Raw genomic sequence first — 24,212 nt, forward strand, 5'->3', positions numbered from 1 at the left:
TTGATGAGACAATCGGTCACGAACCGGATGCAACCTTGACATTGCCACCATGGCCACCGCCGCCAAAAACCTGACGATCCCCGAACGAGGAGCGGATCTGGTTGCGTGGTCCGTCAATCCCGATTTCCGGAAACAGCAGTTCGGAAACCCTGTAAGCCTCTTCCAGATGCGGATAGCCGGATGCAATAACCGTATCGATGCCCAGATCCTGATATTCTCTCAAGCGCGCGGCAACGGTTTGCGGAGAGCCGACGAGGGCAGTGCCCGCACCCGTGCGCACGAGGCCGATGCCCGCCCACAAATTGGGGGAAACCTCCAGTTTGTCCCTGCGGCCATTGTGCAAGGCAACCATGCGTGCCTGCCCTACGGAGTCGGATGCCTTGGCAAACACCTCCTGTGCCGCAGCAATCGTTTCATCCGAAAGTTTGGAGATCAACCGGTCGGCTGCCTCCCACGCCTCCTCGTCCGTCTCGCGCACGATGAAGTGAAGCCGAATGCCAAATGTGACCTCGCGCCCGACTTTTGCAGCCGCTTTGCGTACCCCGGCGATTTTTTCGGCAACTTGCGCTGGTGGCTCGCCCCAGGTCAGATATTTGTCGATGATGCCAGCCGAGAAGTCCACCGCAGCATCGGACGATCCGCCAAAGTAAATCGGCGGCCTCGGCTCCTGCACGGGCGGAAGACCCAGCTTGGCATGGTGTGCCTGAATATATTTGCCTTCCAGATGCGCCGTGCCGGTTTCGATCAGCGAATTGAACACCTGAAAGAATTCGTCCGCATGGGCGTAGCGCTCATCATGCGGCAGGAAAATTCCATCGCCCGCCAGTTCCTGTGCGCTGCCGCCAACAACGATATTCAGCAGCAGCCGTCCTTGCGTCACCCGGTCCAGCGTGGAGGCGAGACGCGCGTAATAGGCGGGCGACGCCACGCCGGGACGGATTGCCACCAGAAACTTCAGCTTCTCCGTATGGGCAGCGAGATCGGCTGCCAGAATGAACGATTCCTCGCAAGCCGCCCCTGTTGGAATGAGAACGCCGGAATAACCCAACCGGTCTGCCGCCTTGGCAATTTCGCGGAAGTAGCCGGGGTCCGCCGGACGGCTGAGATCATCCGACCCCAGATAGGAACCATCCCCGGACGAGGGAATGAACCAGAGAAAATCAAGGGGCTGGCGGGCCGTGGTCATGGGGCTTATCCTTGGGTCTTGGCACTGTTGCCGGGCGGGGAACATGCCGTGCGGAAACAGCAAGATGTCTGCTCGCAGCATCTTAGTTTTTTGAGAGGGCGGGATAAGGAATTTTATTCCAAAGTTTGACGGTTGGCGAAAGTATATCAACGTCGGGGACGCCTACCGGGGTTGGAATACACCCCTTATGATAACCCATCAAATTTAGGGATCACTTCGCTCATCCTAACCGATTGTTAAGCATAAACTGGTTACGTCCGGGATAACGCGGGACCAAGAGGGTCCGTTCTTTCGCGAGGATTGAAAAATGACGCAGCGCATTCTGACGGTGACACTTGCAGCATTCAGTGTATTGGCACTGTCGGAAACACTTGTCGCTGCGGACCTTGTTCCGCCCCCGATCATTGAAGAAGCCACGCCTGTGCTCAACACGTCCGGCTGGTATATTCGTGGCGATATCGGTTACGCTGCCAAATCAAAGACGGATGGGCGCTGGAACTTCTGGAACCAGGAAGCGGCCCCCTATCGCGGTGTGGACGACACCTTCCATTATGACCGGTTTTCGCTCAAGCCCGGTGTTACCTATGGCGCGGGTGTGGGTTATCGTTTCAACGACTGGCTGCGCACGGATGTGACGCTTGACTACTTCCGCGCAGGAATTAACGGGCGCACCAACTGCCCGAGTTATGTCAAGGCCAGCAAGGGCTTCAACCTTGTAGAAGACAATTGTCACTACGACGATTCCTCGGACGCTGGCATTCTGACAGCTATGGCAAACGCCTATGTCGATCTGCCGAGCGTGGGTGCGCTGACACCATATCTCGGAGCAGGCATCGGCGCCGCGCACGTCAAGTACGACCGCTGGAACACGCTCGAAACCTGCGAAGGCTGCACCTATCAGAGCTACAAAGACGGGCTGAACAGCACCCGCTTTGCCATGGCGCTGATGGCCGGAACCAGCTACGATCTTTCCGACCGGCTGAAGCTGGATATCGGCTACCGCTACCTCCGGATCAACGGTGGCAAGGCCTATGGCTATGATGCCGCCGATCAGGCGTCGCAGACAGGATATGGTTTCGGTCCCGGTGCAACAGGTGCACAGGCGCGCGATCACGGTTTTGATATTCACTCGGTCAGAGCGGGTCTGCGCTACGGCTTTTAAAGCATTTCCAGTGAAAGTGGAAACACTTTCACGCAAGGACACTGCGACGAAACAAGAGGTTAAAGCATTTCCGGCGAACGTATGTTCGCTGGAAATGCTTTAGTCGTCTGATGAAGCACATCACCATTGATGGAAACCGTTTTGACGATATCGTCGGTTTCTACGCCGAGATCAATCGGGTTTTCATGGCGGGCGAAGAGTGGCAACTGGGCCAAAGCCTGGATGCGTTCAACGATCTGCTGTACGGAAGCTACGGCGCATTGAAAGGAGCCGATTGCGTTCGGCTCCACTGGATCGCTATAGGCAAAAGCCGCGACGATCTGGGTGTTCAGTGCACCCTGAACTGGCTCGCCGCCAAACTCAACAGTCCCGGCCCCTTCAATCTCGATCTGATCAACGCGCAGATGGACGCGCTGAAACGTGGCGAGGGTGAAACGTTCTATCAGATCGTTCTGAGCATCCTCGCCGATCATCCCAAAATTGAGCTTGTGGCCTCCTGACGCGTACCCTCAGTTTAAGTCTTGCGCGCTTCATTTGCGAAGCTGTTTAACGCGCTTAAAGTATGATCAAAGCGCTTCTCTGCCTCGGCGAAACGGAGGAAGCCGACCTTTTCGACGAGGATTTCTGGCGGGGTTGGCTGTTGCGCAAACAGCGTCATGACCTCCTCCATAAAATCATTCAGCGGCAGATAGCCCGGGCGGGTCGATTGGCCCGGCGTCAGTTCTGTTTGTACCGCTGGCGGGGCAAGTTCGATGACGTCAACCTTGCCCTTCAAGGCATCACGCAGGCTGACCGTGTAAGAATGAATTGCCGCCTTTGTCGCCGAGTAGGTTGGCGTGGCGACCAGCGGCACATAGGCCAGCCCCGAAGATACGTTGACGATTGCAGCATCCGGTTTGCTCACAAGGTGGTCGATCAAGGCGTTCGTCAGGCGGATCGGTCCCAGAAGATTGGTGGTGATCGTCGCTTCGGCATCGGCCAGATCTCGCGATTGCGTGAGATCTTCAAACATCATAATTCCGGCATTGTTGATAAGAACATTCAAATCCGGGTGCTCTTCGATCACTTTGGCAGCAAACGCTTGAATGGCGTCGTTGCTGTCAATGTCCAGCACATAGCCGGTAATGCCATCGTGCGCTGCTGCAACATCATCAAGGCGGTCTTTCCGCCGTCCGGCTATAATCACCGTATTGCCTTGCGCGTGGAAGCGTTCGGCCAGTTCACGGCCAATGCCAGATGCGCCGCCGGTAATCAGAATGGTGTTTCCGCTCATTTTCATGGGAGTGCCTCGCTTGCTTTCTTATTGTAGAACCAAGCTAAGGCGCTTACTCTCTGTAGAACAGAAGGCACCCGAAAGATTTATAGGCACCAAAAGGAGAGCGTGGAATGCCCCCAGTCTTGCATCTGGCGAATGACCGGCTATCAGAGGCAAACGTTGCCCCGGTTGACCCGCGCGTCGAAGCGTTGGTTCATGACCTGATCGGTCGCGTGGCCGACAAGTGGACCATGTTGATTCTGGAAATTCTTGAGGAGAAGGGTGAGCTTCGCTTCACCCAATTGAGTAAATTGATCGGCACAATCAGCCAGAAAATGCTGACACAGACCCTCCGTCACATGGAGCGCGATGGGTTGGTGACGCGCACGGTCCATGCGGTTGTTCCGCCCAAGGTAGAGTACCGCCTGACGGAACTTGGCAGAAGCCTCGGTGCGGCGTTCTGTGGTGTATGGATTTGGGCGGAGCAGAACCTTTCGCAGGTGCAGGAGGCGCGCGACGCTTTCGAGCAGTCTGTGAAAGGCTGAACCTACACGGCTATGGAGCATTTCCAGTGAAAACGGGGTAGTTTTCACGTCCGGACAATGCGACAAAACAAGGAGTTAGAGCATTACCGGTGAACACGTGTTCACCGGTAATGCTCTAGGGTCTGTTCAGCGCTTGGCCGTCCTTATCGAACAGATGACTATGCTCTGCGGGGAAACGCACGCCGATGTCGCCGCCAGCCTGCAGATACGCGCGGTTAAGCGTGAAGGCTTTGAACGATACTGTGCCCAGCGTCAGATGCAGAATCATGCCAAAGCCCGTCGGTTCAATCAAGTCTATCCGGGCGCGTATGTCACCGGCTGCCGCCGGCTCCAGCACCACATGTTCCGGGCGGATGCCCAGTGTTGCACGCTCACCGCTTTGCAAAGCTGTGGCTGCGGGCAGCGGCAGCACGATGCCATCGGCGAGCGTAAGACTGCTGCGTTCGCCCACGACACTAACGCGGCCCTCAAAGAAGTTCATGCCGGGCGAACCAATAAAGCCCGCTACAAACAGATTGGCGGGACGATCATACAAATCCAGCGGGCGACCGACCTGCTGAATGGACCCGCCATGCATGGCGACAATGCGATCCGCAAGCGTCATCGCCTCAATCTGATCATGCGTAACGTAGATGGACGTTGCGCCTAAGTCCTTGTGTAACTTCTTGATTTCGGCACGCATCTGCTCGCGCAGACGCGCATCCAGATTGGAGAGCGGCTCATCAAACAGGAAGGCTTTCGGCTCCCGCACAATGGCCCGGCCCATGGCCACGCGCTGGCGCTGTCCTCCGGACAGGGCCTTCGGACGCCGCTCCATCAGCGGACCCAGTCCCAGCTTGGTAGCAGCACCTGCAATGATGGTCGCGATCTTGTCCGATGCGACCTTGCGCAGCCGCAGGCTGTAGCTCATGTTTTTGGCCACGCTCATATGCGGGTAGAGCGCATAGGACTGGAACACCATGGCGATATCGCGGTCCTTTGGCGCCAACTCGTTGACGCGCCGTCCGTCAATGCGGATTTCGCCATCCGTCACATGCTCCAGCCCGGCAATCATCCGCAGCAGAGTGGACTTTCCACAGCCGGACGGCCCGACAAGAACCACAAATTCACCATCCTGAATTTCAAGATCGATCCCCTGAAGTACCGGCATGATACCATAGGACTTCTGGATGTTGGAAATGTCGATGGAAGCCATGGGTCAGCCTTTCACAGCGCCGGCCGTCAGGCCCTGCACAAGATATCGTTGGATCAACAGGAAGAACAGGCAGGCAGGAACCAGCGCCATGACGCCTGCCGCCATCATCTGCCCGAAATCGACAGAGAATTTGGAGACGAACGACAGAAGACCGACCGGGAACGTTGCGGCCTGATTGCCGGAAATTAGCATAAGTGAAAACAGCAGTTCGCTCCACGCGGCGGTAAACACGAAACCGAGCGTAGCGGCAATGCCCGGCAGTGTCAGCGGCAGAATGATCTGGCGGAAGGCAACGAACTGCGTCGCTCCATCAATCATCGCGGCCTCTTCAAGGTCTTTGGGAATGCCATCAAAGAACGATTGCATGAGGAAGGTTGCAAACGGTACGTTGAAGGCCGTGTAGACGATGACAAGGCCCGTGAGGCTGTTGGTCAGCCCCAGCGGTGACAGGATCTTGAAGATAGGAGCGACCAGCATCACCAGAGGAAACATCTGGGTCAGAAGCATCAACGCGACAATCCAGTATTTGCCACGAAAATTAAAGCGCGACAGCGCGTAACCGGCCGTTGACGCAAACACCGTCACGATAATGGCGGTGGAGCCAGACACGATCAGGCTATTTTTAAAGAAAATCGGGAAGTCACTGTGTTTCAGCACGAAGGCGAAGTGCTCCAGGCTCATCCGCGATGGCCAGAGCCGTACCCCCTCTGAATACAGCAATTTGTTGGGCGTAACCGAAACCTTGACCAGCCAGTAGAGCGGAAACAGCGCGAAGACGAGATAGCCGAGAATGGCCAGACGGTGCGCAAGAATTCCGAAGATGCGTTTTGCGGTCATCCCATCAATCCTTGTTCAGCAGCCATTGGCGCAACACCACGATCAGCATCGAATAGACAATCAGCAGACCCAGAAGCACCAGCGCAATAGCTGAGGCATAGCCAAAGTCCAGCCGCTTGAACGCCTGTGTGAAAATGTAGCTTGCTACGATCTGGGTCCGGTCTGCCGGTCCGCCATTGGTCATCACGATGATCAGATCGGCAAAGTTGGAGACCCAGACCGTGCGCAACAGCACGGTAATGGCAATCGTCGGCGCAAGAAACGGCAGCGTGATCGATAGGAACCGGCGTACGGGTCCGGCACCATCGATGCTTGCGGCTTCATAGAGATCACGCGGAATGGCTTGCAGTGCGGCCAGCAATGTAATGGCAAAAAACGGAATGCCCCACCAGACATTGGCGATAATCGGCCCCCACATCGCCAGTTGCGGGTCTGAGAGAATATTGGTGGGTTCCGCCATGATACCCATTGCAAACAACCAGTGCGGCAATGGGCCGACGACCGGGTTGAACAGCCAAGCCCAGTTCAACCCCGCCAGAAAGCTCGGCACCGCCCAGGGCAGAAACACCAGCGCCTGCACGATAGCCCGGCCCCAAAACGGCTTGTCCAGCAGCAGCGCAAGAATGAGGCCGAAGACAAATTGCAGCGACACCGATGCGCCGGTCCACCACAATGTATTGCGAAAGGCGCGGTAGAAATTCTGATCCTGCGACAGCGTTTTAAAGTGTTCCAACCCAATGAACCCGCCGGAAAACGGGTTCAACAACTGGATGTCGCGGAACGCGTAGGATATGCCCAGAATGAGCGGCACCAGCATGACCGTAACGATCAGGATCAAAGCGGGAGCGCTGTAGAGATAGGGGGCGCTGGCATCGGCGAGACGCTGCCGGAAAGGGCGTCGGTCACCGTGATGCCCGCCTTGATACGTGTCAGGGCCGCCTGCGTGTAAAGCCATGGGAACATCCGTTTTTGGCCGCGTTTAGAGATCGACGGCACATGCTGAAGATGCCGCAGGCAAAATGCCTGCGGCAGTTCGAGCTTATTTGGAGGCGAGGAACTTTTGCTGCGCCTTCGTCATATACTCGGCCCACTGCCTGGCCATGTCCTCGGGCGTAATGTCGCCCAGCAAGGCTTCCTGACTGGTTTTGATGGCCAGAGAATCCTTGAAGAAGGCAAACTCTTCCAGATAGGTCGGCATGACCGTCGGCTTGGCGTCGGGATCGGCGAGTTCGGCAAACCAGCCCTTGAACTGCTCGCTGGTATAGAACGGATCCTTTTCAGCCGCCTTCAGTGCGGGCAACGCACCGATGCGCTTGTTCCATTCAATGTTGCCTTCCGGCCCTTCCAGCGTTGCAATCAGCTTCCAGGCCAGATCCTTGTTCTCACTGGCTGACAGCATGGACCATCCGGCAAACCCGATGGTCGGGAAGGTTTTGCCCGCTGGCCCCTTGGGCATGGTTGCAACACCGTAATCAGCGGCGTCCATCCGCTCGGCAATGGCAATCAGCGCATCCGGGTCCTGATCAAGCATGGCGCAAGTGCCGGTATAGAAGCCCGCGACAATTTCGTTGAAACCCCAGTTGACGCTGTCCTTGGGCGCATAACCGTTCTTGTAGAGATCAATCAGCCATGTGAAGCCCTTAACCCAGCCTTCTTCGCTGAACTTGGATGTGCCATCGGCATTAAAGTAGGTGTTGTCACCTGCCATGCTGGCACCAAACATCATCCAGCCATTCAGCCCGCCCGGCCCGCCGCGCAGGCAGTAGGCGTATTTGCCCGGCAGCTTCTTGATCTTTTCGGCAGCGGCGACAAAGTCATCCATGGTCTTCGGCGGGCCATCGACGCCAGCCTCCGCAAAGATCTTCTTGTTGTAGAACATGGCCCTCAAATAAAAGCCATAGGGCAGCATATAAGCGGTGTTTTTCACATCGCGACCAAGCTGCAAGGTGCGCTCGCCTAGACCTGCGGTGTGTTCCCAGTCTCTCAGATAGGGCTCCAGACTTTCCAGCATGCCGTTATTGGCATAGAGCGACAGCCAGTTATCGGGCATTTCCATCACATCGGGAATTTCGCCTGCCGATACCATGGTGGCGAATTTCTGGAAGGCTTCGCCCCACGGCAACGAGATGATTTCCACTGTGGTGCCCGGATTGGCAGCCTCGAACTTGCCGACGATGGATTTGAGCGTTTCCGTGCGCTCCGGGCTGGTGATGACCTCCACCAGCTTCAGCTTCGTATCGGCAAGAGCCGTTCCCGCCATCAATGTGGCAAGCAGTGTTGCAGCAATGATTGTCCTCATGGTCTTCCCCTTTTGCTTGTTGTTTTCCGTTACACTGCGGCGTTGATTGCCGCTTCGAGATCGTTCCAGAGGGCCTCCGTTCCCTCCAGACCGACATGCAGCCGTACCGACCGCGGACTGATACCGAAGGCGACCGCGGAATTGGGTTGTGCTTTTTGCGCCAGAACCACCTCGCCTGGCACCACCAGACTTTCATGGCCGCCCCAACTCACACCAAGCTTGAACAGCTTGAGATGTTCACAGAACGCCCGCACATTGACGCCCTCATGAAAAATGAAGGAAAACAGGCCCGATGTGCCCGACAGGCCCGGCGCAAGCTGGTTGGCCAAACCGGGATAGCAGACCGTTTCCACCGCTTCATGGGCCTGCAAGCGGCGGGTAATGGCGGTGGCGGAAGCCTCATGCGCCTTCATGCGGATCGGCAGCGTGCGCATGCCCCGGATCAGCAACCACGCATCGAAGGGCGAAAGCTTGCCGCCGAGATAGGGATAGGCTTCGCTGCGAATGCGACCGATCAGCGTTTTGGAGCCTGCAACCACGCCGGCCACCACATCGCTGTGCCCACCCAGATATTTGGATGCGGAATGGATGACAATATCCACGCCGAGCGACAGAGGGCGCTGAAAAATCGGACTCGCCCAACTGTTGTCGATGACCGACAGCACGCCGTGCGCTCTGGCAAGCGCGGCCAGCGCTTCTACATCATGGGTTTCCATCACCCAGCTTGTCGGGCTTTCCATGTAGAATAGCTTGGCCCCCGGCAGCGCCTTGGCCACTGCATCCTCATCGCGCCCGTCCACATAGGTAACGTCTACCTTCATGCGGGCCAGCAGCGTGCCAAACAGGCGGAACGCATCCGGGTACAGATGGCGCACTGCAACGATACGATCACCCGGCTCCACGAAAGACAAAACGGTGGATGAAATGGCCGACATGCCGCTGGCAAAGCCGATGGCATCTTCCGCCCCTTCGAGATTTGCCAGCATATCTTCGAACATACGCACGGTCGGGTTCAGGCCGCGCGTATAGATTGGCCGGACCTTTTCACCCTTGTAGGAGGCGACCATGTCGTCATAATCGGTGAAGGTGAACAGCGATGTCTGCACGATGGGCGGCACCACGGCATCATAAGCATTGCTGATATCGTGCGCGACAATCAGGGAGGCGTCAGCGAGCGGATCGAACACGGTGTTCATTTGGACATTTCCTTGATGTCTTCCTCGACGATAGCGAGAATTTCCAGAGTGGCAGCACGCGCCGCCTCCGGGTCTTCAGCCACAATGGCATTGAACAGAATACGGTGAAACGGGAAGGACCGCCGGGCAAAATCCGGCCTGTCAAAGGGCTTGGCGAAAAAATGTTCAAAAGCATCGCGCATCTGCTCCAGCAACTGCCGAAACAGCGGATTGTGCGTGGCATCGTAGATGGCGAGGTGGAACTCCAGATCCTCCGGGCCTGCGGTACCCTTGGCCACATGAACCCGCTCCATCACCTCAAGCTTTTGCGACATGTTGGCAATGTCAGCATCGGTGCGCCTGCGCGCCGCCACCATGCTGGCCTCGGCCTCAATACCACGACGCACTTCAAGGGATTTTAACAGTGCGTCCCGCAGATGGGTGGTTTCCAGTGACAGCGGCATATGCACGGTGGCGCTGGAGATTGCCCTGAGCAGATAGGTGCCGCTGCCTTTGCGGGCTTCCACCACACCCAGCGCCTGAAAGTGGCGGATGACCTCACGGATGGTCGAGCGGCCCACGGCCAACGTCGCCATCAGCTCCCGCTCTGCGGGCAGCCGGTCACCGGGAGACAGCTTCGAGTACTGAATATAATCTGCCAGAGCGACCATAACCTGCCGTGCCCGGTCCGCGGGGGGCAAAGGTAACAAAGGCGCTCTTTGAGGCAACAGCTTCATGCAGGATCCAGCACAATTGGTCTGACATCTTACCGATAAAGGCCGATGGGGTGAGCGTCAACTGTTCTTTTCGCCATTAGACGTTAGTCCTGATTGCGATGAGCATTCCCACAGAACGGAAAATGCTGTCGTCTTCCTGGTCCAGTGATGGATTTGGCCATCGCGCTGATATAGTAAGCTTGCTTACCGATTATCGTGCCCGGAAGTCAGCCTTTGAAAAACACGCCCGAACCCGCAGCCATACCGGCATCGTCGCTGACTGAAAGTGCACGCGCTGTATTGCGGATGGTATCGCGCACAGGGCCGTTAACCCGGCCACAACTCAGTTCCGCTCTGGCCTTTTCCAAACCCACCATGTCGGCGGCGGTAGGAGAATTGGAGGCGCAGGGACTACTGGCCTCCAGTGGGGTGGCTAAAGGCGCTGTCGGCCGCACCGCAATTACCTATGGCCTGGGTGTGGGTGCTGGCTGTGTGGTTGGTGTGGACTGCGGCACGACGCAGGTTCGCGCCATGCTGTCGAAACTGGATGGAACTGAACGGCGTGAACTCAAACAGGCCGTGGACGACAGAGAACCAGAGGCATTGGACGGGGACGACGGTCGCTTCAGCGCGGTCCTCACCATACTGCGCGCCCTGATGAACGAGCGCAGCATCACGATGGGGCCGTTGCGTGCAATCGCCGTCGCACTGCCCAACATCATCTCCAGTTCATTGGATAAGCTTCCCGCACGCGAGCCCTTTCTGCGGATGCTGAACGCCCTCCAGGCGGAATTTCGTGTTCCGATCCTTGTGGAAAACAATGTGAATTGCGCAGCGCTTGCCGAGTTTCACGAGGGCGCCGCGCGCGATCATTCCTTCGCAATTTACATGCAGATCGGCGTCAAGGTGGGTGTCGGCATCGTGCTGGACGGCAAGTTGTTTCGCGGCTTTCGCGGCGCCGCTGGTGAGATTGGCCATCTGCCCTTTCCCTGGTCGGAGACCGAACGGCCGCGGTGGCAATATGTGGAGTCCTATCTCGGCTCCAATGCCCTGCTGAAGCGCTGCACGGCAGAATGGCCAACGGGTGAGGGAAACCCGCCCTCAACAGCGGCCGATCTGTTTCTTCTCGCGGAAACATCACAGCACGCACGCGCCTGCGTGGAGCGGCATGCAGCCAATATCGGCAACCTCGCAGCCGCCTGTGTCAGTGTGCTGGATCCGGAACTGATCGTGCTTGGCGGTGGTGTCGGGCAGAACGCTCTTTTGCTGACGGGCGTCAAAGCGGTTATTCAGGATCTTTGCTGGCCTGTTGAGATTGCCGTCAGCCAGCTCGCAAATCAGGCAACAGTACTGGGTGCCATGCGGTTGGCGATCGACTACACCATGGCAAGCCTGCTACAGGAAGACAGCAGCGCTGCCTTCCTGCTTCCGGTTAATGGCTAGATCACACCTTCAAAAACGTTTTGCTTCACGTTCCGAAGGCGTGAATACATAAGGCGCGATCAGGAAACGGTATCGAGTTTCGTATCTGTTTGCCGGTAGCGGAACTCGCACACGGGCAGTCCCGCCTCTTCCGAAAGGGTGGCGATGAGCAATTGCGCTGGCACCGATTGCAGTATCGCATCGGCCACGCCTGGTGCAAACGGTGGAACGTGAATAACGACCAGGTTGTCGGCGTCCCGCACATCGGCGTTGCCGGTAACCAGAACCGTTGGAATACCGAATTTGGCAAGGTCCTTTGCCAGCGTTACCTCACGGCCGTTGCCAAACAACAGAACGCCGGACTGTCCATCATTGGGCTCCATTGGGCCGTGAAGGAAGTTCAGCGTGTCCCATTCCTGCGCGGAGACGCGCGCCGCCTCACGAATCAGCAACGCAGCATAACCCGCCGTTCCATACGCCGCACTTGCGCCGACGCAATCGATGGCCACTTTGCCAGCCAGAAGTCTGGCGGCCTTGTCAGCCTGCGGGCGAACTGTGTGAAGCAACGTCTGAACCGCTGACGACAGCTTGGACCAATCGGTACCCGAAGGGTTTCCAGCCTTGTCGGTGAGAAGTGCGGCCGTGAGCAAAGAACCGATATAGCTCGTGACATTCGGACCGCTATCATCACCACTGTCCGTTGGCAGCATGGTTCCGGCTACGGTTGCAATGGGCGACTGGGCGGTTTTCGCAATGGCATACCGGTGCGCCGAAGGACGCAACTGTAATGCCTTGATTGGCTCCGCGCTTCGACCGGAGGCGGAAAAGGCGATGTAAGCGTCGCCGGCGTTGATGTTGGGGTCGTAAAGATCTGTTGCAGGCAACGCAAATGCGCGCAGGCCATGGCTGCGCATATGTGCAGCGGACACATAGGCAGCGTTCAAACTCGCGCCAATTCCGGCAAGCACAATGGTGCCTGTCTTTAATGGTGCAATATCCAGTGCATCCAAGGTTTCCGTCACCGCTTTCAGGCAGGATTCAAGGGCGGCGGGCTGAAGCGCAATGGCATCGCGGTATGGAATTCTGTCAGTCATTGTGGGTCTTTCTACGGGGCGTATGGTGGTGGCCCGGGGGCGCTAGCCCCCGGACTGGTGGTGGTATCTGCAAAACAGGCAGGACTTATTCGTCCAGCTTCATGTAGTCGGCAAAGCGGGCCGCATCGTTGATGGTGACTTTTTCCAGCTTGTTTTCCCCAAGACCCCATTTGTCGAAGATCTTGCCGTAGCTGCCGTCGTCAATCATGGCCTGCATGGTGGCAGCCAAGGCCTCGCGTAACTGCGTGCTTTGCTTGGCGACCAGCATGGCCTGATAGCCAACCGCGTACTGAGCACCGGTAACAAGTTCCAGCTTGCGTGATCCGGCAGGCTGGTGTTGAAGCGAGTAGGCAGCAACGCCGGTTGTATCCATCGACAGATCGACACGCCCGCTCTGCAGCGCGATCTTGATCTGATCGTTGGACGGAAACTGCATAACCTCGAGCGGCTTGTCCGCCGGGCAAAGCGTTTTCTGCTTGTCCAGCAATTGTAGAGGAATGGAACCCTGCACTGCACCGGCGCGCTTGCCACAGCTATCGGCGAGCTTCTTGATGCCTTTCGGATTGCCCTCCAGCACGATGATGCTGGTGCCTTCCAGCATGTAGTTGATCACGTCGAGTATCTTTTCCCGCTCGGCGAAATCGCCGAATGCGGACATACCCATGTCGAAACGTCCCGCCTGGATACCCGGAATAATGCTGGCGAACTGAGCCGGCTTGTCGGTAAACTTCACGCCCAGCCGCTCACCCATTGCATCGCGCAGTTCGCGCTCCAATCCGATGATGGTCTTGTTGTCCTCGCCATAGAAATCGTAGGGCGGTGTCTGCGGCTCCGTGCCGACGACGATTTCGCCTGCTGTCTTGATCTTTTCAGGTAACAGGGCATTCAGCTTCGGGTCCATATCGGCCCCGAAGCTGGCGCTCGCGAACATCAACCCCAGAGCCGTTGCAGCAAGACTGGTCTTCAATAGTTTCTTCATGACATTCCCCTTTTTGTGGCACGACGTGTGCGGCTGTATCAGGCGGTGCGCAGACCGGGCCCGGTCAGTGCATTCGCCTGAGAAATGTTTGTGTTCGTTCGTGTTGTGGCGTGTCGATAACGCTTCGGGCTGGCCCCTCCTCCACCACCACGCCTTGATCCATGAAGATCACGCGGTCGGCGACTTCGCGGGCAAAGGATAGTTCGTGTGTGACGACCAGCATGGTCATGCCGTCCTGGGCAAGCTTGCGCATGACGGACAAAACTTCTCCTACAAGCTCCGGATCAAGCGCCGATGTCGGCTCGTCAAACAGCATGAGCTTGGGTTTCATGGCCAATGCGCGCGCGATGGCAACGCGCTGCTGTTGGCCGCCGGACAACTGGTGCGGATAGGCCGTTTCGCGCCCTTCCAGATCAACCATCTGCAAAAGACGGCGGGCGTCGGCCTCTGCTTCCTTGCGCGCCACACCCCGGTTGAGGATAGGAGCGAGCGAAATGTTCTCCAGCACGTTATGGTTCGCAAACAGATTGAACCGCTGAAACACCATGCCGATATCGCGACGCTGAACCGCCAGTTCGCTGCCGCTCATTTCATACAGGGCGTCGGCGCGTTGGTGGTAGCCAATCAGTTCGCCGTCCACCAGCAGCTTGCCGCTGGTCATGCGTTCCAGATGATTGACACATCGTAGAAACGTGGACTTGCCGCTGCCAGAGGGTCCAAGGAGGCAGACGACCTCACCCTTCTGGATAGAAAGCGTTATGCCTTTCAGAACATCCAGCAGACCAAATGATTTGCGGACATCAATTGCTTCGACCATGGGGGTTACTGGCATAGACATTATCCCTTGCTCCCTTCGGAACGCAGTATCCTCATAGCCGCACGCCAAACGGCGGGCGCCTCGTAAGTTGCACGGCCCAATCGTCTTTCGATCAGATATTGGAGGCCAGACGCCACCGTCGTCATCAGCAGGTACCAAATGCTGGCGACTATCAGCAGTTCGATGATCAGGAAGTTGCGCGCATAGATGTTCTGCACCCGCGTCAGCAAATCTTGCGCCGCGACGACGGATACGAGTGATGTCGTCTTCAACATGGAAATGGTCTGATTGCCGATGGGCGGGATGATAACCCGCAGAGCCTGCGGAAAGATGATCCGGAGCATGGCCTGCACCGGCGTATAGCCAAGTGCCTTTGCGGCCTCCCCCTGCCCGCTGTCCACCGCCATCAGGCCGCCACGCATGATTTCAGCCATGTAAGCAGCCTCATTCAGGCTGAGTGCCAGCAAAGCCGCGACGAATGCAGTCACCACAGAGTTGGTATCCAGCACAACAAAGCCAAGATTGATGCTGGGTATGAACAACTGGATATTGAACCAGAAGATGATCTGCACCAACAGCGGTGTGCCGCGGAAAAACCAGATATACAGCCCAGCGAAATTAACCAGAACCGGATTACTGGCCAGTCGCATCATGGCCAGCAAAGCCCCAGCCACAATGCTGATGACCATGGCCAGAACGGTAAACAGAATCGTGAGTTTGATACCGTCCACCACTGTTTCGTCCAGGATGAACTGTGGAATCGCCGCCCAGGTGATAAACGGACTGGAGATGACCAGATAGATCAGCAAGCCAACGCCGAACAGCAGAACAATTGCTATTGCGACTTGCCCGGGATTGCGGGCGGGAATGATTTTCTGTTCGCTCATTCGGCCCTCCAGTCGGCTTCATGGGAGATCGTATTGCCAATATGCGGCAGCGGCAGGTTTTTGGGCCAGTGGCCTGCCTGCAACGTTCGCGCCAGAGCCAGAGCGCCAGAAACCGGCGGCTCAGTCAGAAGCGTTAAGGTGCAGTCTGGCGATTGATCCGCCAGCGCCGCGCGGAAAGCTTTGAAAAGCGCAGGCTGCTTGGTAATTACCCCGCCAGCCGCCACGACCTCGCGGGTGGTCGCACCGCGCGCAATCAGGCGTGCAACCAATCGCGCAAGAGAGACGCCCCCGGCAACAATCACGTCGTTTGCGATATCCGACCCTGCGGTGGCGGCTTCGAAAACCAAGGGGGCATGCTGGCCAATCTGCGCAGCACTTCCCAGATCGCTCAGGGCGCGCCCGAGCTCCACGGGATTGTCGATAGCCAGTGCATTCAACAACCGTGTACCCAGACAATCCAGTGGTCTACCCAAGTCCAGAGCACGGCGCACGCAGCGAGCTGCATCGCGAACAAGCCCTGCGGCACTGGCTTCGTCGCCGAGAAACCAGCCCCACCCACCGGCAGCAATCATGCGGCGATCGCTGTCGCGTGTCACAGCGATGGAACCGGTACCGCAAATCACGGATATGCCGGTTTCCTTTCCAGCGGCTGCCGGAAGGACTTCGGAATCGTTGATAACGGACACGGTGCACTGAAGATGAGTGGCGATCAAGGCTTGCAGCGCCTGACAATCTCTATCGGTGTCACACCCATGGGCACCAACAACCAGCACCTCAGGAGAGTTTCCACCTGCGAACTTGCAAATGAGGTCCACCAACGCGGTAACGTCAGCGTTGGGGTCCCGACGATAACGCCACTGTGCCGTCAGCATTTTTGTTTCCGAGCGCACTTTGTCTGCTGACAACGCTGCAATATGCGTCTTGGTGCCTCCGATATCCACGCCAACAATCATACTTGCTTCCCTATTTGTTAGGAAGCTTACCTAACTATATAGGATTGGCAAGTGGCTTTCTGTGTATCTGTTCCGTTTTTTGAAGCTTCGCTGTCGGGGTGTCGCGTCAAGCCTCGTTTTTGATTTCTGACGAGGCGGACGGTTGGCACGGTATCAGTGCCAACCACAATCTGATTGTGCTCGAACAACCAGAGACTTCAGTTCAGGCGCAAACCGCTGTCTTCATCAAAGAAGTGCGTCGCACCCTGTGCGAGTGACAGATGTTGCGTGCTGCCGACGTCAAACGTGGAGCGGTCGCGGAGAATGACCGAGATTATCTTTCCGTCCACAGACATTTCCACGTAGGTTTCTGATCCCGTCGGTTCGATGTTTTGAACAACCGCTTCCATGCCGTTTTCGGGGATTACACTGATTTCCTCGGGACGTTTGCCCACCAGAATTCGCTGCCCTTCACGAGCGCCAGCGGGTGCCGGAACGTGGATGGCCTTACCGGAGGGCAGCCACAACTCGCCTTTCATCGAAATGGTTGGAAACAGGTTCATGGCCGGAGAGCCGATGAATTGCGCAACGAAGGCGTTGGCCGGGCGGTCATACAGTTCCAGCGGTGTGCCGACCTGCTCGATATGGCCGTTCTGCATGACGACAATTCTGTCTGCCATCGTCATCGCTTCGATCTGGTCGTGGGTGACGTAGACCATGGTCGTGCCCAGACGGCGGTGCAGCGACTTGATTTCACCGCGCATCTGCACGCGCAATTTGGCATCAAGGTTGGACAGAGGTTCGTCGAACAGGAAAACCTGCGGGTTGCGGACGATGGAGCGCCCCATGGCCACGCGCTGGCGCTGGCCGCCTGAAAGCGCTTTCGGCTTCCGCTCCAGCAAGGGAACGAGCCCCAGAATTTCCGCTGCTTCGCGGACCTTGCGGGTCTTTTCCTCCTTGCTGGCCCCGGCCAGCGTCATGGAAAACGCCATATTTTCCTCCACCGTCATATGCGGATAGAGCGCGTAGTTCTGGAACACCATGGAGATATCGCGGCTCTTTGGGGGCAGATCGTTCACCACCCGGTCGCCAATGGAAATTGTGCCGCCGGAAATGTCTTCAAGACCGGCGATCATGCGCAGCAGCGTGGACTTTCCACAGCCGGATGGTCCAACAAGCACGACAAACTCGCCATCGGCAATCCTGACATCGATGCCGTGAACCACCTCGAGCTTGCCGTAATTCTTGACGACCTTGTCAATTGTAACACTTGCCATGATCGTTCCTTACGCTGCACGAATACGGATACGGGTGGAGGACAGAGCGCCTTCATGGATTTCCATTCCCGCCGCTCCGCCACCAAAGGCCGTATCATGGGCCGCAATTGCCACATCGCCGATCTGCGCGGAGATCACATCGCCCTTTGCAGAGGCCACCATCGTGAAGGCTGTCTCAAACGGGATGGTCAGTGCAGCGGAGGCAAGCACCTGTTCTTCCCCATCATGGCGCTTGACGATCTGAAGCTTGCCATCGCGGGTCAAACGGGCGGCGTAGTAGCGGCGCTGGCCTTCGGCCCGCAGCACCAGACCACCATAATCGCCGAGATGCAAAATGAGGTCCGCCTCGACGGCGTAGTCGGTCCAGTCGCGCGTTCCCTGAAGAATGACGCCGGAGCCCCGGTTCTGGCTGATACGGATATCCTGCGGAAAATGTTTGGAGAAGAAGTGAACATTCGACACCCAGGCCCTGCGCCAGAAATCCCCCGCACCCTGATCGCCAATTCCGGGTTCACTGACCTTTGCGGGACGTTTGAAGGTTACATCCGGGCATCCGTCCCATGTGAGCGTATCCAGGAGAACACGACCGTTTGCCCGACCATCGGCGGCGGAAAGGACAAGACCCACTTCTGCAATCGGTTGATAGCCGGTTTCCGGCACCACCCATTCCAGGCTGGCGGTTTCTCCGGCGCTCAGGAGTTTCCCGTCCGGCATATCCACATCGACAAGCCTGTCTTCACCGTCATAGTGGCGGATGCGAAGGGAAGCAACGACTGAGCCTGTATTACCCGCATCCGCTTTGACCTGCGCGCGCAGCGTCTGGCCCGCATGAATGCGGGGGCTCGCCATCAGGTCATAGGTGCGCATCTTCAACACATCGAGCGGTGTGAAAACCGGTGTTGTGGCGGCGGCTTCGCGCCCCTCAGCCAGTGCCGTAAAGTCGATTGCCAGTGCCTCACCGTTGCCGTGCACCTTCACGCCATCGAGCGCAATCTGGCCGGGCTGAGGGCGGAACCCCTGTACGGAGCCAGGCAGCGTGAAATGAAACTTGGCACCCTGCTTGGGTGCAGGCTCGGCTTCAACGCCTGCCAGCTTGCGCCCAAGATTGGCAAGCCACAGGGAAATGTCCACCGCGTCTGTGATGGAACGGCCCCCGTCCGCGGTGGAGATATACAGGCGGTCAGCCACTGGCCCACGCCAATCCGGCCCTGCGTCCAGCCCCTCCAGACCCAGCATAATACCGTGAAGGCAACCGAGGTTACCGGCATTGCAGTCGGTATCCCAACCGGAGGTGTTCACAATCATCTGGCCACGCTGAAAATCATGCGGCGCGTGCAGCAGCGCCATGATCATCAACGCGTGGTTGGGCACGACATGGCAATTGCCCGGATATTTGTCGTAGCCGTAATTGTCCTCGATTTTCTGCCGCGTGGCCTCCCAATCCTCGTTGCCGGAGGCCCACTGGCGGATGTCGGCAATCAGCCGGGCAATCAGGCAGTCTTTGGGGACGAAGGAAAGCCCGGTATCCAGCAGATGATTGACATCGTTGCTGACGAAGGCTTCGGCCTCCATCGCCGCCCACAACACTGCCGCATGGACGGACTCGCCATCATGGCTGACGCTGCCAGCGGCCCGCGCAAGCTTGGCCGCCTGGGCGGGGTTGCCGGGGGATACCAGTGCCCAGCCATCGATGAAGATCTGCGCACCGATCTGTTCAGCGACCGTGGTGCCGTTGGTTTCGATGGAGCCGGAGGCCGGCGCGGGAATACCCTTGCTGAGATTGAGCCATGCAGTGTGTTCGGTGGAGTTGCCAGCGCCGCCCCACCACAGAATGGAACGTTCCTCGATGATGTAGTTCAGCCAAGCCTTGCCGATATCCTCTGCCGAAAGATCCGGTGAAATTCCGTAGTCGTCCAGAGCGCGGGGAAAGGCAAATGTACCGGCGATATCGTCGTCCGTCACGATCAGGGGATCACCGAGACGGTCGTGGACATAATAGGTAATCGGCCCGAGTCTTTCGAGAATATCCTTGTAGCGCCAGTTTTCGAAAGGGCGCCCCAGATAAACGCCGATGAGTTTGCCGAGAACACCGGCATAAACGCGGTTGGTATAATCAGATGGGATAGACATATGATGCTCCTTATCAGCCCTTCACCGAGCCACCGGCCATGCCTTCAATGAAGCGGCGCTGTAGCAGGACGAAGAGTACGACGATGGGAAGAATGATGATGAGAGCTGCGGCCATGATCACGCCCCAGTCGGACGAGTATTGACCAGACAGCAGAAAGAAGGACACGACAGCAGTGAGTTGCTCCTGCCCCTGCAGGAACGTGGTGGCAATCAGAAACTCGTTCCACGAGTAGAGCCCGATAATCAGGGCAACGGTGAGGATTCCGGGCGATACAATCGGCAGGAAAACCCTTGAAAAAACCTGCCAGTGGCTTGCCCCGTCGATCAGGGCGGCTTCTTCCAGTTCTTTGGGAACCGCCAGGAAATACGTGCGAAGCAGCATGATGGCGAAGGGCGAATAGACCGCCGTGTAGATGAAAGCGACGGCGATCGGATTGTTGATCAGCCCAAGGCGCGCAAACCCGAAATACAATGGAAAAAGAAAGAGCTGGATCGGCGCGGTGGTGCTGGCCAGCAGATAAAAGGTCAGCAGTTTCCACGTTTTGATCTTGCGTCGCGCCAGAACATAGGCGGTCAACGAGCCGGTCGTGCAAACCAGCACAATGGTCATGGCGGTCAGCACGGCAGAGTTCAGCAATGTGCGGCCAAAATTTGCATCGCTCCACGCGCGGGTAAAGTTGTCCCACCGCAGTTCTGATGGCCATGCCAGCGGGTTCTGCACGATTTCCGCCGATGGTTTGATGGCATTCAGAACCATCAGCGCGATGGGAAACAACGTGATAAACAGGAGAACTGCCAGCGTGATATGGACAATCCAGCGCGTCAGGCGACTTTCGGACATGGTCATTGGTCGAACTCCTTGGCCTGAACGCGAATGTAGAGAACCGTGGCGGCGAGGCCGAACAGGCTGATGACCACGGAAATCGCTGCGGCCTTGCCGACCGCCAGATCGTAAAACGCCGAACGATAGGCAAATGTGGACAGAACCTCCGAGGAGTAGGCCGGTCCCCCCTGGGTCAGAATGTAGACGAAGTCGAACACGAGGAACGACCAGATGACCGTCATGATCATCATCAGGGTAATCGTCGGCATGATGCCCGGCAGCAGCACGTAGCGCATGGTCTGGAAAAACGACGCACCTTCGACGCGGGCCGCCTCGATCTGTTCGGATGGCACCTGCCTGAGCGCGGCAAAAAAGATCACGCAGAGAAAGCCCCACCAATGCCAGAGGTCGACGACTGCGATGCCATACAGGGCCGTCGACGTTTCCGTCAGCGGATTGGCAATATCCATGCCATAGCGTTGAAGAAGCCCGGTCACCCCGGTTACCGGGGAATAGATCATTCCCTGCCAGACACGGCCGGTAATGGCGGTCGCGATGATGACGGGCAGAAAATAGATGACCTGAAAAAAGCTGGAACTACGGCGGGCAACCAGCATCATGGTGGCTGCCAGCAGGCCCATGGCGATCGGAACGATCAAAAAGATGACGGTCCAGATAATGTTGTTGGTCAGGGCTGTCCAGAAAACGCTGTCGTCCCAAAGCGCACGGAAATTGTCGAGGCCAACAAACAGCGGATCGCTGATCCCGTCCCACTCGAAAAATGCGAGCATGACAGTCACCAGCGCCGGAATGGCGATAATTGCGACATTGATGATCAATGTCGGCAAGACGTACAGGCGGTGCATCCTATAAACCTTTCAGGGTCGACCGGGCATTTCCCCCCCCCGCCTGTCCTCATCAGGGAGGCGGGGGTCTGAAAGCGCTGGCGGTGCCAGCGCGGTGTTTCAGTTTGTGTTTTCGCGCAGTTGCAGATGCAAAACGCTGCTCGCTTTGCGGGATTTGCCCACTCAGCGCGCGGGGATGGCCGGCACCTTCTTGGCTTTCAATTCCTTCTGGAACGACGCATCAAGCTTTGTCAGAAAATCAGCAGTGCTGATTTTACCGAGCCAGACTTCCTCGATACCGTTGATGAGATAGCTGTCGGTTGCCGGTGGCAGGAATGTCCACGTCGTGTAGCCGTAATTCCCTGCACTCACCGCCGATGACAGGTTCTTCATCGTTTCGGTAAAGAGCGGTGTCACATCACTGCCCATTTGCACGCTGGACAAGTCCTTGAGTGGAATATTCCACTCGCCCTGCCACGCCGAATTCATCGACCCGTAAACCTCGGGTGAGAACACATAATTGATGACGGCGGCTGCACCATCCGGGTTCTTGGTACGGCTCGCGATGGAGAATGTGGAGCCGATCCCCAAGGGAAAGACGGGATCTCCGCTGGCGCTGGGGAAGCCGACAAATCCGGCTTCCGAGCCTGCCTTTTTGCTGTAGCTGGCAACATTCTGGAACTGCCAGGTTCCGGTCGGCATCATGCCCGCACGGCCTGAGGCCATCATATCTGCGGTCTGCTCTGCGCTGGTGAGCGAGAAATAGTTCTTGCCAAAGTATCCTTTTTTCCACCAGCCATTCAATCGGTCGATAGACTGGACGAAGGGTTCCGATGTCCACGGCAGCTCGCCGCGCAGAGCCTTGTTGACATTGTCTGGGCCTGCAACCGCATTCAGTGCCAGCGTCACAAACCATTCATTGGCGCCGCGCCAGTCGGCATTGCCAGCGGCAAAGGGTGTAACACCGGCCTCCAGCATGGAATCGGCCACTTTTTCCAATTCATCCAACGTTTTGGGCGCCTGCCAGCTGTTCTTTTCAAACAGTGTTTTGTTGTAGAACAGGCCAACCGTCTCGTAGGTCTTTGGCAGCGCGTAGAGTTTTCCGTTGTACTCACCCATCTTCAGAAAGACGGGCAGAATGCGCTCCTGCCATTTGAACTTGGTTGCGTAATCGTCAAGCGCCAGCAACTGACCGGACTGCGCCATGGGCGCCACGTAGCTGGGACCGGCGGTGTAGACAACATCGGGACCATTGCCCGAGAGCATCGCCACGCGCAACTGCTTGTCGAGTTCGCTCCCACGGTAATCGACAGTCAGTGCATAATCTGCATTCGCCTTGTTGAAAGGCTCGATAATATGCTGCTGGATGAGTTTCTGTTGCTCCGGCGTGGCAAGTTCATACCACCAGGACACCGGTTCCTGCGCCAGCGCGCCCTGCGCTGCGCCGAGCAACACGGCAGTTGTAATAGCAAATCGGCTCGTCTTCATCGGGTTTCCTCCCTGAGGTGATTTTGGACATGCGGCTGCCGCTTCGGTGCGGCAATCGAAGCACGTATGATCAGTTCGAATGACATTTCCTCGGCATGTCCCGGATCGCTCCGGTTGCTGACGAGGCGCGCGAGCAGCCTCTCTGCAGCCCGCGCGCCCAGCCTGTCCTGAAACTGGGCCACGGTGGTCAGCGCTGGCGTGACCAGCGCCGAGGCCAGAATATCGTCAAATCCCGCCACCGAGATTTCGCCGGGAATGGATACGCCGTGCGAAATCAGGCTCTGCATGACGCCGATTGCCATCAGATCGTTGGCAGCAATGATGGCTGAAACCTGTCGGCCATCGGCCAGCAGAGTGTCGGTGGCGGTGCGTCCTCCCTCGACTGTGAAATGATCGGCTTCCAGAACGACGGGCTCGGCACCCATGGCTGCCATGGCCAAAAGATAACCGTTCAATCGCACCTGCTGCGGGCCGCCGGGCGCCGCAATCATGGCAATGGCGCGGTGACCGAGATCAAGCAGATGTTGCGTCAGCGCACGCGCCGCTGCCTCGTTGTCGATGAACAGGTCATCGATTGGCAGGGGACCGCCTGCCTTTCGGCTCACCTCAATGCGCACGACCGGCACACCGGCTTTGCCGAGCGGAGACAGTTCCTTGACGCCAAGATTGAAGAACACACCGACAATCCCGTCAAATCGTCCCTGTTGAGCAGCCGCCACGACCTGCCGTTCGTTGGCCAGTTGACCTTCCGTGTCGATGGTGATGACTTCATAGCCCGACGCACGGGCAACACGCTGAACGGCAACGACCAGTGACGGGTAAAAGGGGTTTGCCAGATCCGGCACGACACAGGCGATAACATGCGTGCGCTGTGTACGCAGGGCCTGCGCAAAGCGGTTCGGCTGATAGCCAAGATCGGCAACCGCAGCTTCAATCCGCTCGGCCGTATCCGCAGAAACTTTATCACGACCGCCATTGAGAACAAGCGAGACCGTGGCCTGAGCAACCCCGGCCTTCTTCGCCACTTCCCGCTGTGTGATTCTCTGCCCGCGCATACAACCTCCCCGTTGATACGTAGCAATAGTGCGTTGATACGTATCAACTGTCAAGCATGTTTTGTGGGACACGGTTGGGCTGTTGATAAACTC

The 24,212-nt window shown here is 57.5% G+C and carries 23 protein-coding genes; 4 read left to right on the plus strand and 19 right to left on the minus strand.

The window, feature by feature from the left end; all coding sequences use genetic code 11:
- Nucleotides 1-16 precede the first annotated feature (16 nt).
- Complete coding sequence (gene ssuD, locus IFT84_RS15935) at nucleotides 17-1,186, minus strand: FMNH2-dependent alkanesulfonate monooxygenase (protein WP_192121123.1); 1,170 nt, start codon at nucleotides 1,184-1,186, stop codon at nucleotides 17-19.
- Between the two features lie 307 nt (nucleotides 1,187-1,493).
- Between ssuD and IFT84_RS15940 the strand changes: the two genes are divergently transcribed.
- Together IFT84_RS15940 and IFT84_RS15945 are read left to right on the plus strand one after the other, a co-directional pair.
- Nucleotides 1,494-2,348, plus strand: a complete 855-nt coding sequence (locus IFT84_RS15940) for an outer membrane protein (RefSeq protein ID WP_192121125.1) — start codon at nucleotides 1,494-1,496, stop codon at nucleotides 2,346-2,348.
- Between the two features lie 110 nt (nucleotides 2,349-2,458).
- Complete coding sequence (locus IFT84_RS15945; protein WP_197975577.1) at nucleotides 2,459-2,848, plus strand: ribonuclease inhibitor; 390 nt, start codon at nucleotides 2,459-2,461, stop codon at nucleotides 2,846-2,848.
- 14 nt (nucleotides 2,849-2,862) lie between these two features.
- Here IFT84_RS15945 and IFT84_RS15950 read toward each other — a convergent pair whose 3' ends face one another.
- A complete protein-coding gene (locus IFT84_RS15950; RefSeq protein WP_192121127.1) occupies nucleotides 2,863-3,627 on the minus strand; it encodes an SDR family oxidoreductase in 765 nt (254 codons plus the stop codon).
- A 107-nt stretch (nucleotides 3,628-3,734) separates the two neighbouring features.
- On the opposite strand from IFT84_RS15950, the gene IFT84_RS15955 reads away from it, so the two are divergent.
- Nucleotides 3,735-4,148 (plus strand): winged helix-turn-helix transcriptional regulator, encoded by a 414-nt coding sequence (locus IFT84_RS15955; RefSeq protein WP_192121129.1) that lies wholly within the window; start codon nucleotides 3,735-3,737, stop codon nucleotides 4,146-4,148.
- Nucleotides 4,149-4,263: 115 nt separating this feature from the next.
- On the opposite strand, the gene IFT84_RS15960 is transcribed toward IFT84_RS15955, so the two are convergent.
- From IFT84_RS15960 to IFT84_RS15985, 6 genes are all read right to left on the minus strand, one after another.
- Nucleotides 4,264-5,343, minus strand: a complete 1,080-nt coding sequence (locus IFT84_RS15960) for an ABC transporter ATP-binding protein (RefSeq protein ID WP_192121131.1) — start codon at nucleotides 5,341-5,343, stop codon at nucleotides 4,264-4,266.
- A 3-nt stretch (nucleotides 5,344-5,346) separates the two neighbouring features.
- The gene (locus IFT84_RS15965) at nucleotides 5,347-6,180 is read right to left on the minus strand and encodes a carbohydrate ABC transporter permease (protein WP_192121133.1); all 834 of its coding nucleotides are present in this window, start codon (nucleotides 6,178-6,180) and stop codon (nucleotides 5,347-5,349) included.
- A gap of 4 nt (nucleotides 6,181-6,184) precedes the next feature.
- Nucleotides 6,185-7,135, minus strand: coding sequence for a carbohydrate ABC transporter permease (locus IFT84_RS15970; RefSeq protein ID WP_192121135.1), 951 nt, complete (start codon nucleotides 7,133-7,135; stop codon nucleotides 6,185-6,187).
- A gap of 84 nt (nucleotides 7,136-7,219) precedes the next feature.
- The gene (locus tag IFT84_RS15975) at nucleotides 7,220-8,479 is read right to left on the minus strand and encodes an ABC transporter substrate-binding protein (protein ID WP_192121137.1); all 1,260 of its coding nucleotides are present in this window, start codon (nucleotides 8,477-8,479) and stop codon (nucleotides 7,220-7,222) included.
- A gap of 29 nt (nucleotides 8,480-8,508) precedes the next feature.
- The gene (locus IFT84_RS15980; protein ID WP_192121139.1) at nucleotides 8,509-9,675 is read right to left on the minus strand and encodes a PLP-dependent transferase; all 1,167 of its coding nucleotides are present in this window, start codon (nucleotides 9,673-9,675) and stop codon (nucleotides 8,509-8,511) included.
- The gene (locus IFT84_RS15985; protein WP_192121141.1) at nucleotides 9,672-10,391 is read right to left on the minus strand and encodes a FadR/GntR family transcriptional regulator; all 720 of its coding nucleotides are present in this window, start codon (nucleotides 10,389-10,391) and stop codon (nucleotides 9,672-9,674) included. Before IFT84_RS15985 ends, IFT84_RS15980 begins: the two co-directional genes overlap by 4 nt.
- A gap of 213 nt (nucleotides 10,392-10,604) precedes the next feature.
- Here IFT84_RS15985 and IFT84_RS15990 point away from each other — a divergent pair, with 213 nt between their 5' ends.
- The gene (locus tag IFT84_RS15990) at nucleotides 10,605-11,813 is read left to right on the plus strand and encodes an ROK family transcriptional regulator (protein ID WP_244651245.1); all 1,209 of its coding nucleotides are present in this window, start codon (nucleotides 10,605-10,607) and stop codon (nucleotides 11,811-11,813) included.
- Nucleotides 11,814-11,872: 59 nt separating this feature from the next.
- Here the strand turns inward: IFT84_RS15990 and IFT84_RS15995 are convergent, their stop codons facing one another.
- From IFT84_RS15995 to IFT84_RS16045, 11 genes are all read right to left on the minus strand, one after another.
- Entirely contained in the window at nucleotides 11,873-12,886 is a 1,014-nt protein-coding gene (locus IFT84_RS15995; RefSeq protein ID WP_192121143.1) for an SIS domain-containing protein, read from the minus strand.
- A gap of 85 nt (nucleotides 12,887-12,971) precedes the next feature.
- Entirely contained in the window at nucleotides 12,972-13,865 is an 894-nt protein-coding gene (locus tag IFT84_RS16000; protein WP_192121144.1) for an ABC transporter substrate-binding protein, read from the minus strand.
- 64 nt (nucleotides 13,866-13,929) lie between these two features.
- Entirely contained in the window at nucleotides 13,930-14,697 is a 768-nt protein-coding gene (locus IFT84_RS16005; protein WP_446737611.1) for an amino acid ABC transporter ATP-binding protein, read from the minus strand.
- A gap of 5 nt (nucleotides 14,698-14,702) precedes the next feature.
- On the minus strand, nucleotides 14,703-15,569 hold the full coding sequence (locus IFT84_RS16010; protein WP_192121146.1) for an amino acid ABC transporter permease: 867 nt from the start codon (nucleotides 15,567-15,569) through the stop codon (nucleotides 14,703-14,705).
- The gene (locus tag IFT84_RS16015; RefSeq protein WP_192121148.1) at nucleotides 15,566-16,522 is read right to left on the minus strand and encodes an N-acetylglucosamine kinase; all 957 of its coding nucleotides are present in this window, start codon (nucleotides 16,520-16,522) and stop codon (nucleotides 15,566-15,568) included. Before IFT84_RS16015 ends, IFT84_RS16010 begins: the two co-directional genes overlap by 4 nt.
- A 197-nt stretch (nucleotides 16,523-16,719) precedes the next feature.
- The gene (locus tag IFT84_RS16020) at nucleotides 16,720-17,778 is read right to left on the minus strand and encodes an ABC transporter ATP-binding protein (RefSeq protein ID WP_192121150.1); all 1,059 of its coding nucleotides are present in this window, start codon (nucleotides 17,776-17,778) and stop codon (nucleotides 16,720-16,722) included.
- A 9-nt stretch (nucleotides 17,779-17,787) separates the two neighbouring features.
- Complete coding sequence (locus IFT84_RS16025; protein WP_192121152.1) at nucleotides 17,788-19,908, minus strand: ADP-ribosylglycohydrolase family protein; 2,121 nt, start codon at nucleotides 19,906-19,908, stop codon at nucleotides 17,788-17,790.
- A gap of 13 nt (nucleotides 19,909-19,921) precedes the next feature.
- On the minus strand, nucleotides 19,922-20,755 hold the full coding sequence (locus IFT84_RS16030; RefSeq protein ID WP_192121154.1) for a carbohydrate ABC transporter permease: 834 nt from the start codon (nucleotides 20,753-20,755) through the stop codon (nucleotides 19,922-19,924).
- Complete coding sequence (locus tag IFT84_RS16035) at nucleotides 20,752-21,597, minus strand: carbohydrate ABC transporter permease (RefSeq protein ID WP_192121156.1); 846 nt, start codon at nucleotides 21,595-21,597, stop codon at nucleotides 20,752-20,754. The genes IFT84_RS16030 and IFT84_RS16035 overlap by 4 nt, the downstream gene beginning before the upstream one ends.
- A 162-nt stretch (nucleotides 21,598-21,759) precedes the next feature.
- Nucleotides 21,760-23,064, minus strand: a complete 1,305-nt coding sequence (locus IFT84_RS16040) for an ABC transporter substrate-binding protein (protein WP_192121158.1) — start codon at nucleotides 23,062-23,064, stop codon at nucleotides 21,760-21,762.
- Nucleotides 23,061-24,119 (minus strand): LacI family DNA-binding transcriptional regulator, encoded by a 1,059-nt coding sequence (locus tag IFT84_RS16045; RefSeq protein ID WP_192121161.1) that lies wholly within the window; start codon nucleotides 24,117-24,119, stop codon nucleotides 23,061-23,063. The genes IFT84_RS16040 and IFT84_RS16045 overlap by 4 nt, the downstream gene beginning before the upstream one ends.
- Nucleotides 24,120-24,212: the final 93 nt, after the last annotated feature.

It is taken from the genome of Rhizobium sp. CFBP 8762 (genome assembly GCF_014841565.1).
GTDB lineage: Bacteria > Pseudomonadota > Alphaproteobacteria > Rhizobiales > Rhizobiaceae > CFBP-8762.

Bases quoted from the DNA above. Each gene is read 5' to 3' on its own strand.
- ssuD (WP_192121123.1), bottom strand. From the start codon at position 1,186: ATGACCACGGCCCGCCAGCCCCTTGATTTTCTCTGGTTCATTCCCTCG.
- IFT84_RS15940 (WP_192121125.1), top strand. From the start codon at position 1,494: ATGACGCAGCGCATTCTGACGGTGACACTTGCAGCATTCAGTGTATTG.
- IFT84_RS15945 (WP_197975577.1), top strand. From the start codon at position 2,459: ATGAAGCACATCACCATTGATGGAAACCGTTTTGACGATATCGTCGGT.
- IFT84_RS15950 (WP_192121127.1), bottom strand. From the start codon at position 3,627: ATGAAAATGAGCGGAAACACCATTCTGATTACCGGCGGCGCATCTGGC.
- IFT84_RS15955 (WP_192121129.1), top strand. From the start codon at position 3,735: ATGCCCCCAGTCTTGCATCTGGCGAATGACCGGCTATCAGAGGCAAAC.
- IFT84_RS15960 (WP_192121131.1), bottom strand. From the start codon at position 5,343: ATGGCTTCCATCGACATTTCCAACATCCAGAAGTCCTATGGTATCATG.
- IFT84_RS15965 (WP_192121133.1), bottom strand. From the start codon at position 6,180: ATGACCGCAAAACGCATCTTCGGAATTCTTGCGCACCGTCTGGCCATT.
- IFT84_RS15970 (WP_192121135.1), bottom strand. From the start codon at position 7,135: ATGGCTTTACACGCAGGCGGCCCTGACACGTATCAAGGCGGGCATCAC.
- IFT84_RS15975 (WP_192121137.1), bottom strand. From the start codon at position 8,479: ATGAGGACAATCATTGCTGCAACACTGCTTGCCACATTGATGGCGGGA.
- IFT84_RS15980 (WP_192121139.1), bottom strand. From the start codon at position 9,675: ATGAACACCGTGTTCGATCCGCTCGCTGACGCCTCCCTGATTGTCGCG.
- IFT84_RS15985 (WP_192121141.1), bottom strand. From the start codon at position 10,391: ATGAAGCTGTTGCCTCAAAGAGCGCCTTTGTTACCTTTGCCCCCCGCG.
- IFT84_RS15995 (WP_192121143.1), bottom strand. From the start codon at position 12,886: ATGACTGACAGAATTCCATACCGCGATGCCATTGCGCTTCAGCCCGCC.
- IFT84_RS16000 (WP_192121144.1), bottom strand. From the start codon at position 13,865: ATGAAGAAACTATTGAAGACCAGTCTTGCTGCAACGGCTCTGGGGTTG.
- IFT84_RS16005 (WP_446737611.1), bottom strand. From the start codon at position 14,697: ATGCCAGTAACCCCCATGGTCGAAGCAATTGATGTCCGCAAATCATTT.
- IFT84_RS16010 (WP_192121146.1), bottom strand. From the start codon at position 15,569: ATGAGCGAACAGAAAATCATTCCCGCCCGCAATCCCGGGCAAGTCGCA.
- IFT84_RS16015 (WP_192121148.1), bottom strand. From the start codon at position 16,522: ATGATTGTTGGCGTGGATATCGGAGGCACCAAGACGCATATTGCAGCG.
- IFT84_RS16020 (WP_192121150.1), bottom strand. From the start codon at position 17,778: ATGGCAAGTGTTACAATTGACAAGGTCGTCAAGAATTACGGCAAGCTC.
- IFT84_RS16025 (WP_192121152.1), bottom strand. From the start codon at position 19,908: ATGTCTATCCCATCTGATTATACCAACCGCGTTTATGCCGGTGTTCTC.
- IFT84_RS16030 (WP_192121154.1), bottom strand. From the start codon at position 20,755: ATGACCATGTCCGAAAGTCGCCTGACGCGCTGGATTGTCCATATCACG.
- IFT84_RS16035 (WP_192121156.1), bottom strand. From the start codon at position 21,597: ATGCACCGCCTGTACGTCTTGCCGACATTGATCATCAATGTCGCAATT.
- IFT84_RS16040 (WP_192121158.1), bottom strand. From the start codon at position 23,064: ATGAAGACGAGCCGATTTGCTATTACAACTGCCGTGTTGCTCGGCGCA.
- IFT84_RS16045 (WP_192121161.1), bottom strand. From the start codon at position 24,119: ATGCGCGGGCAGAGAATCACACAGCGGGAAGTGGCGAAGAAGGCCGGG.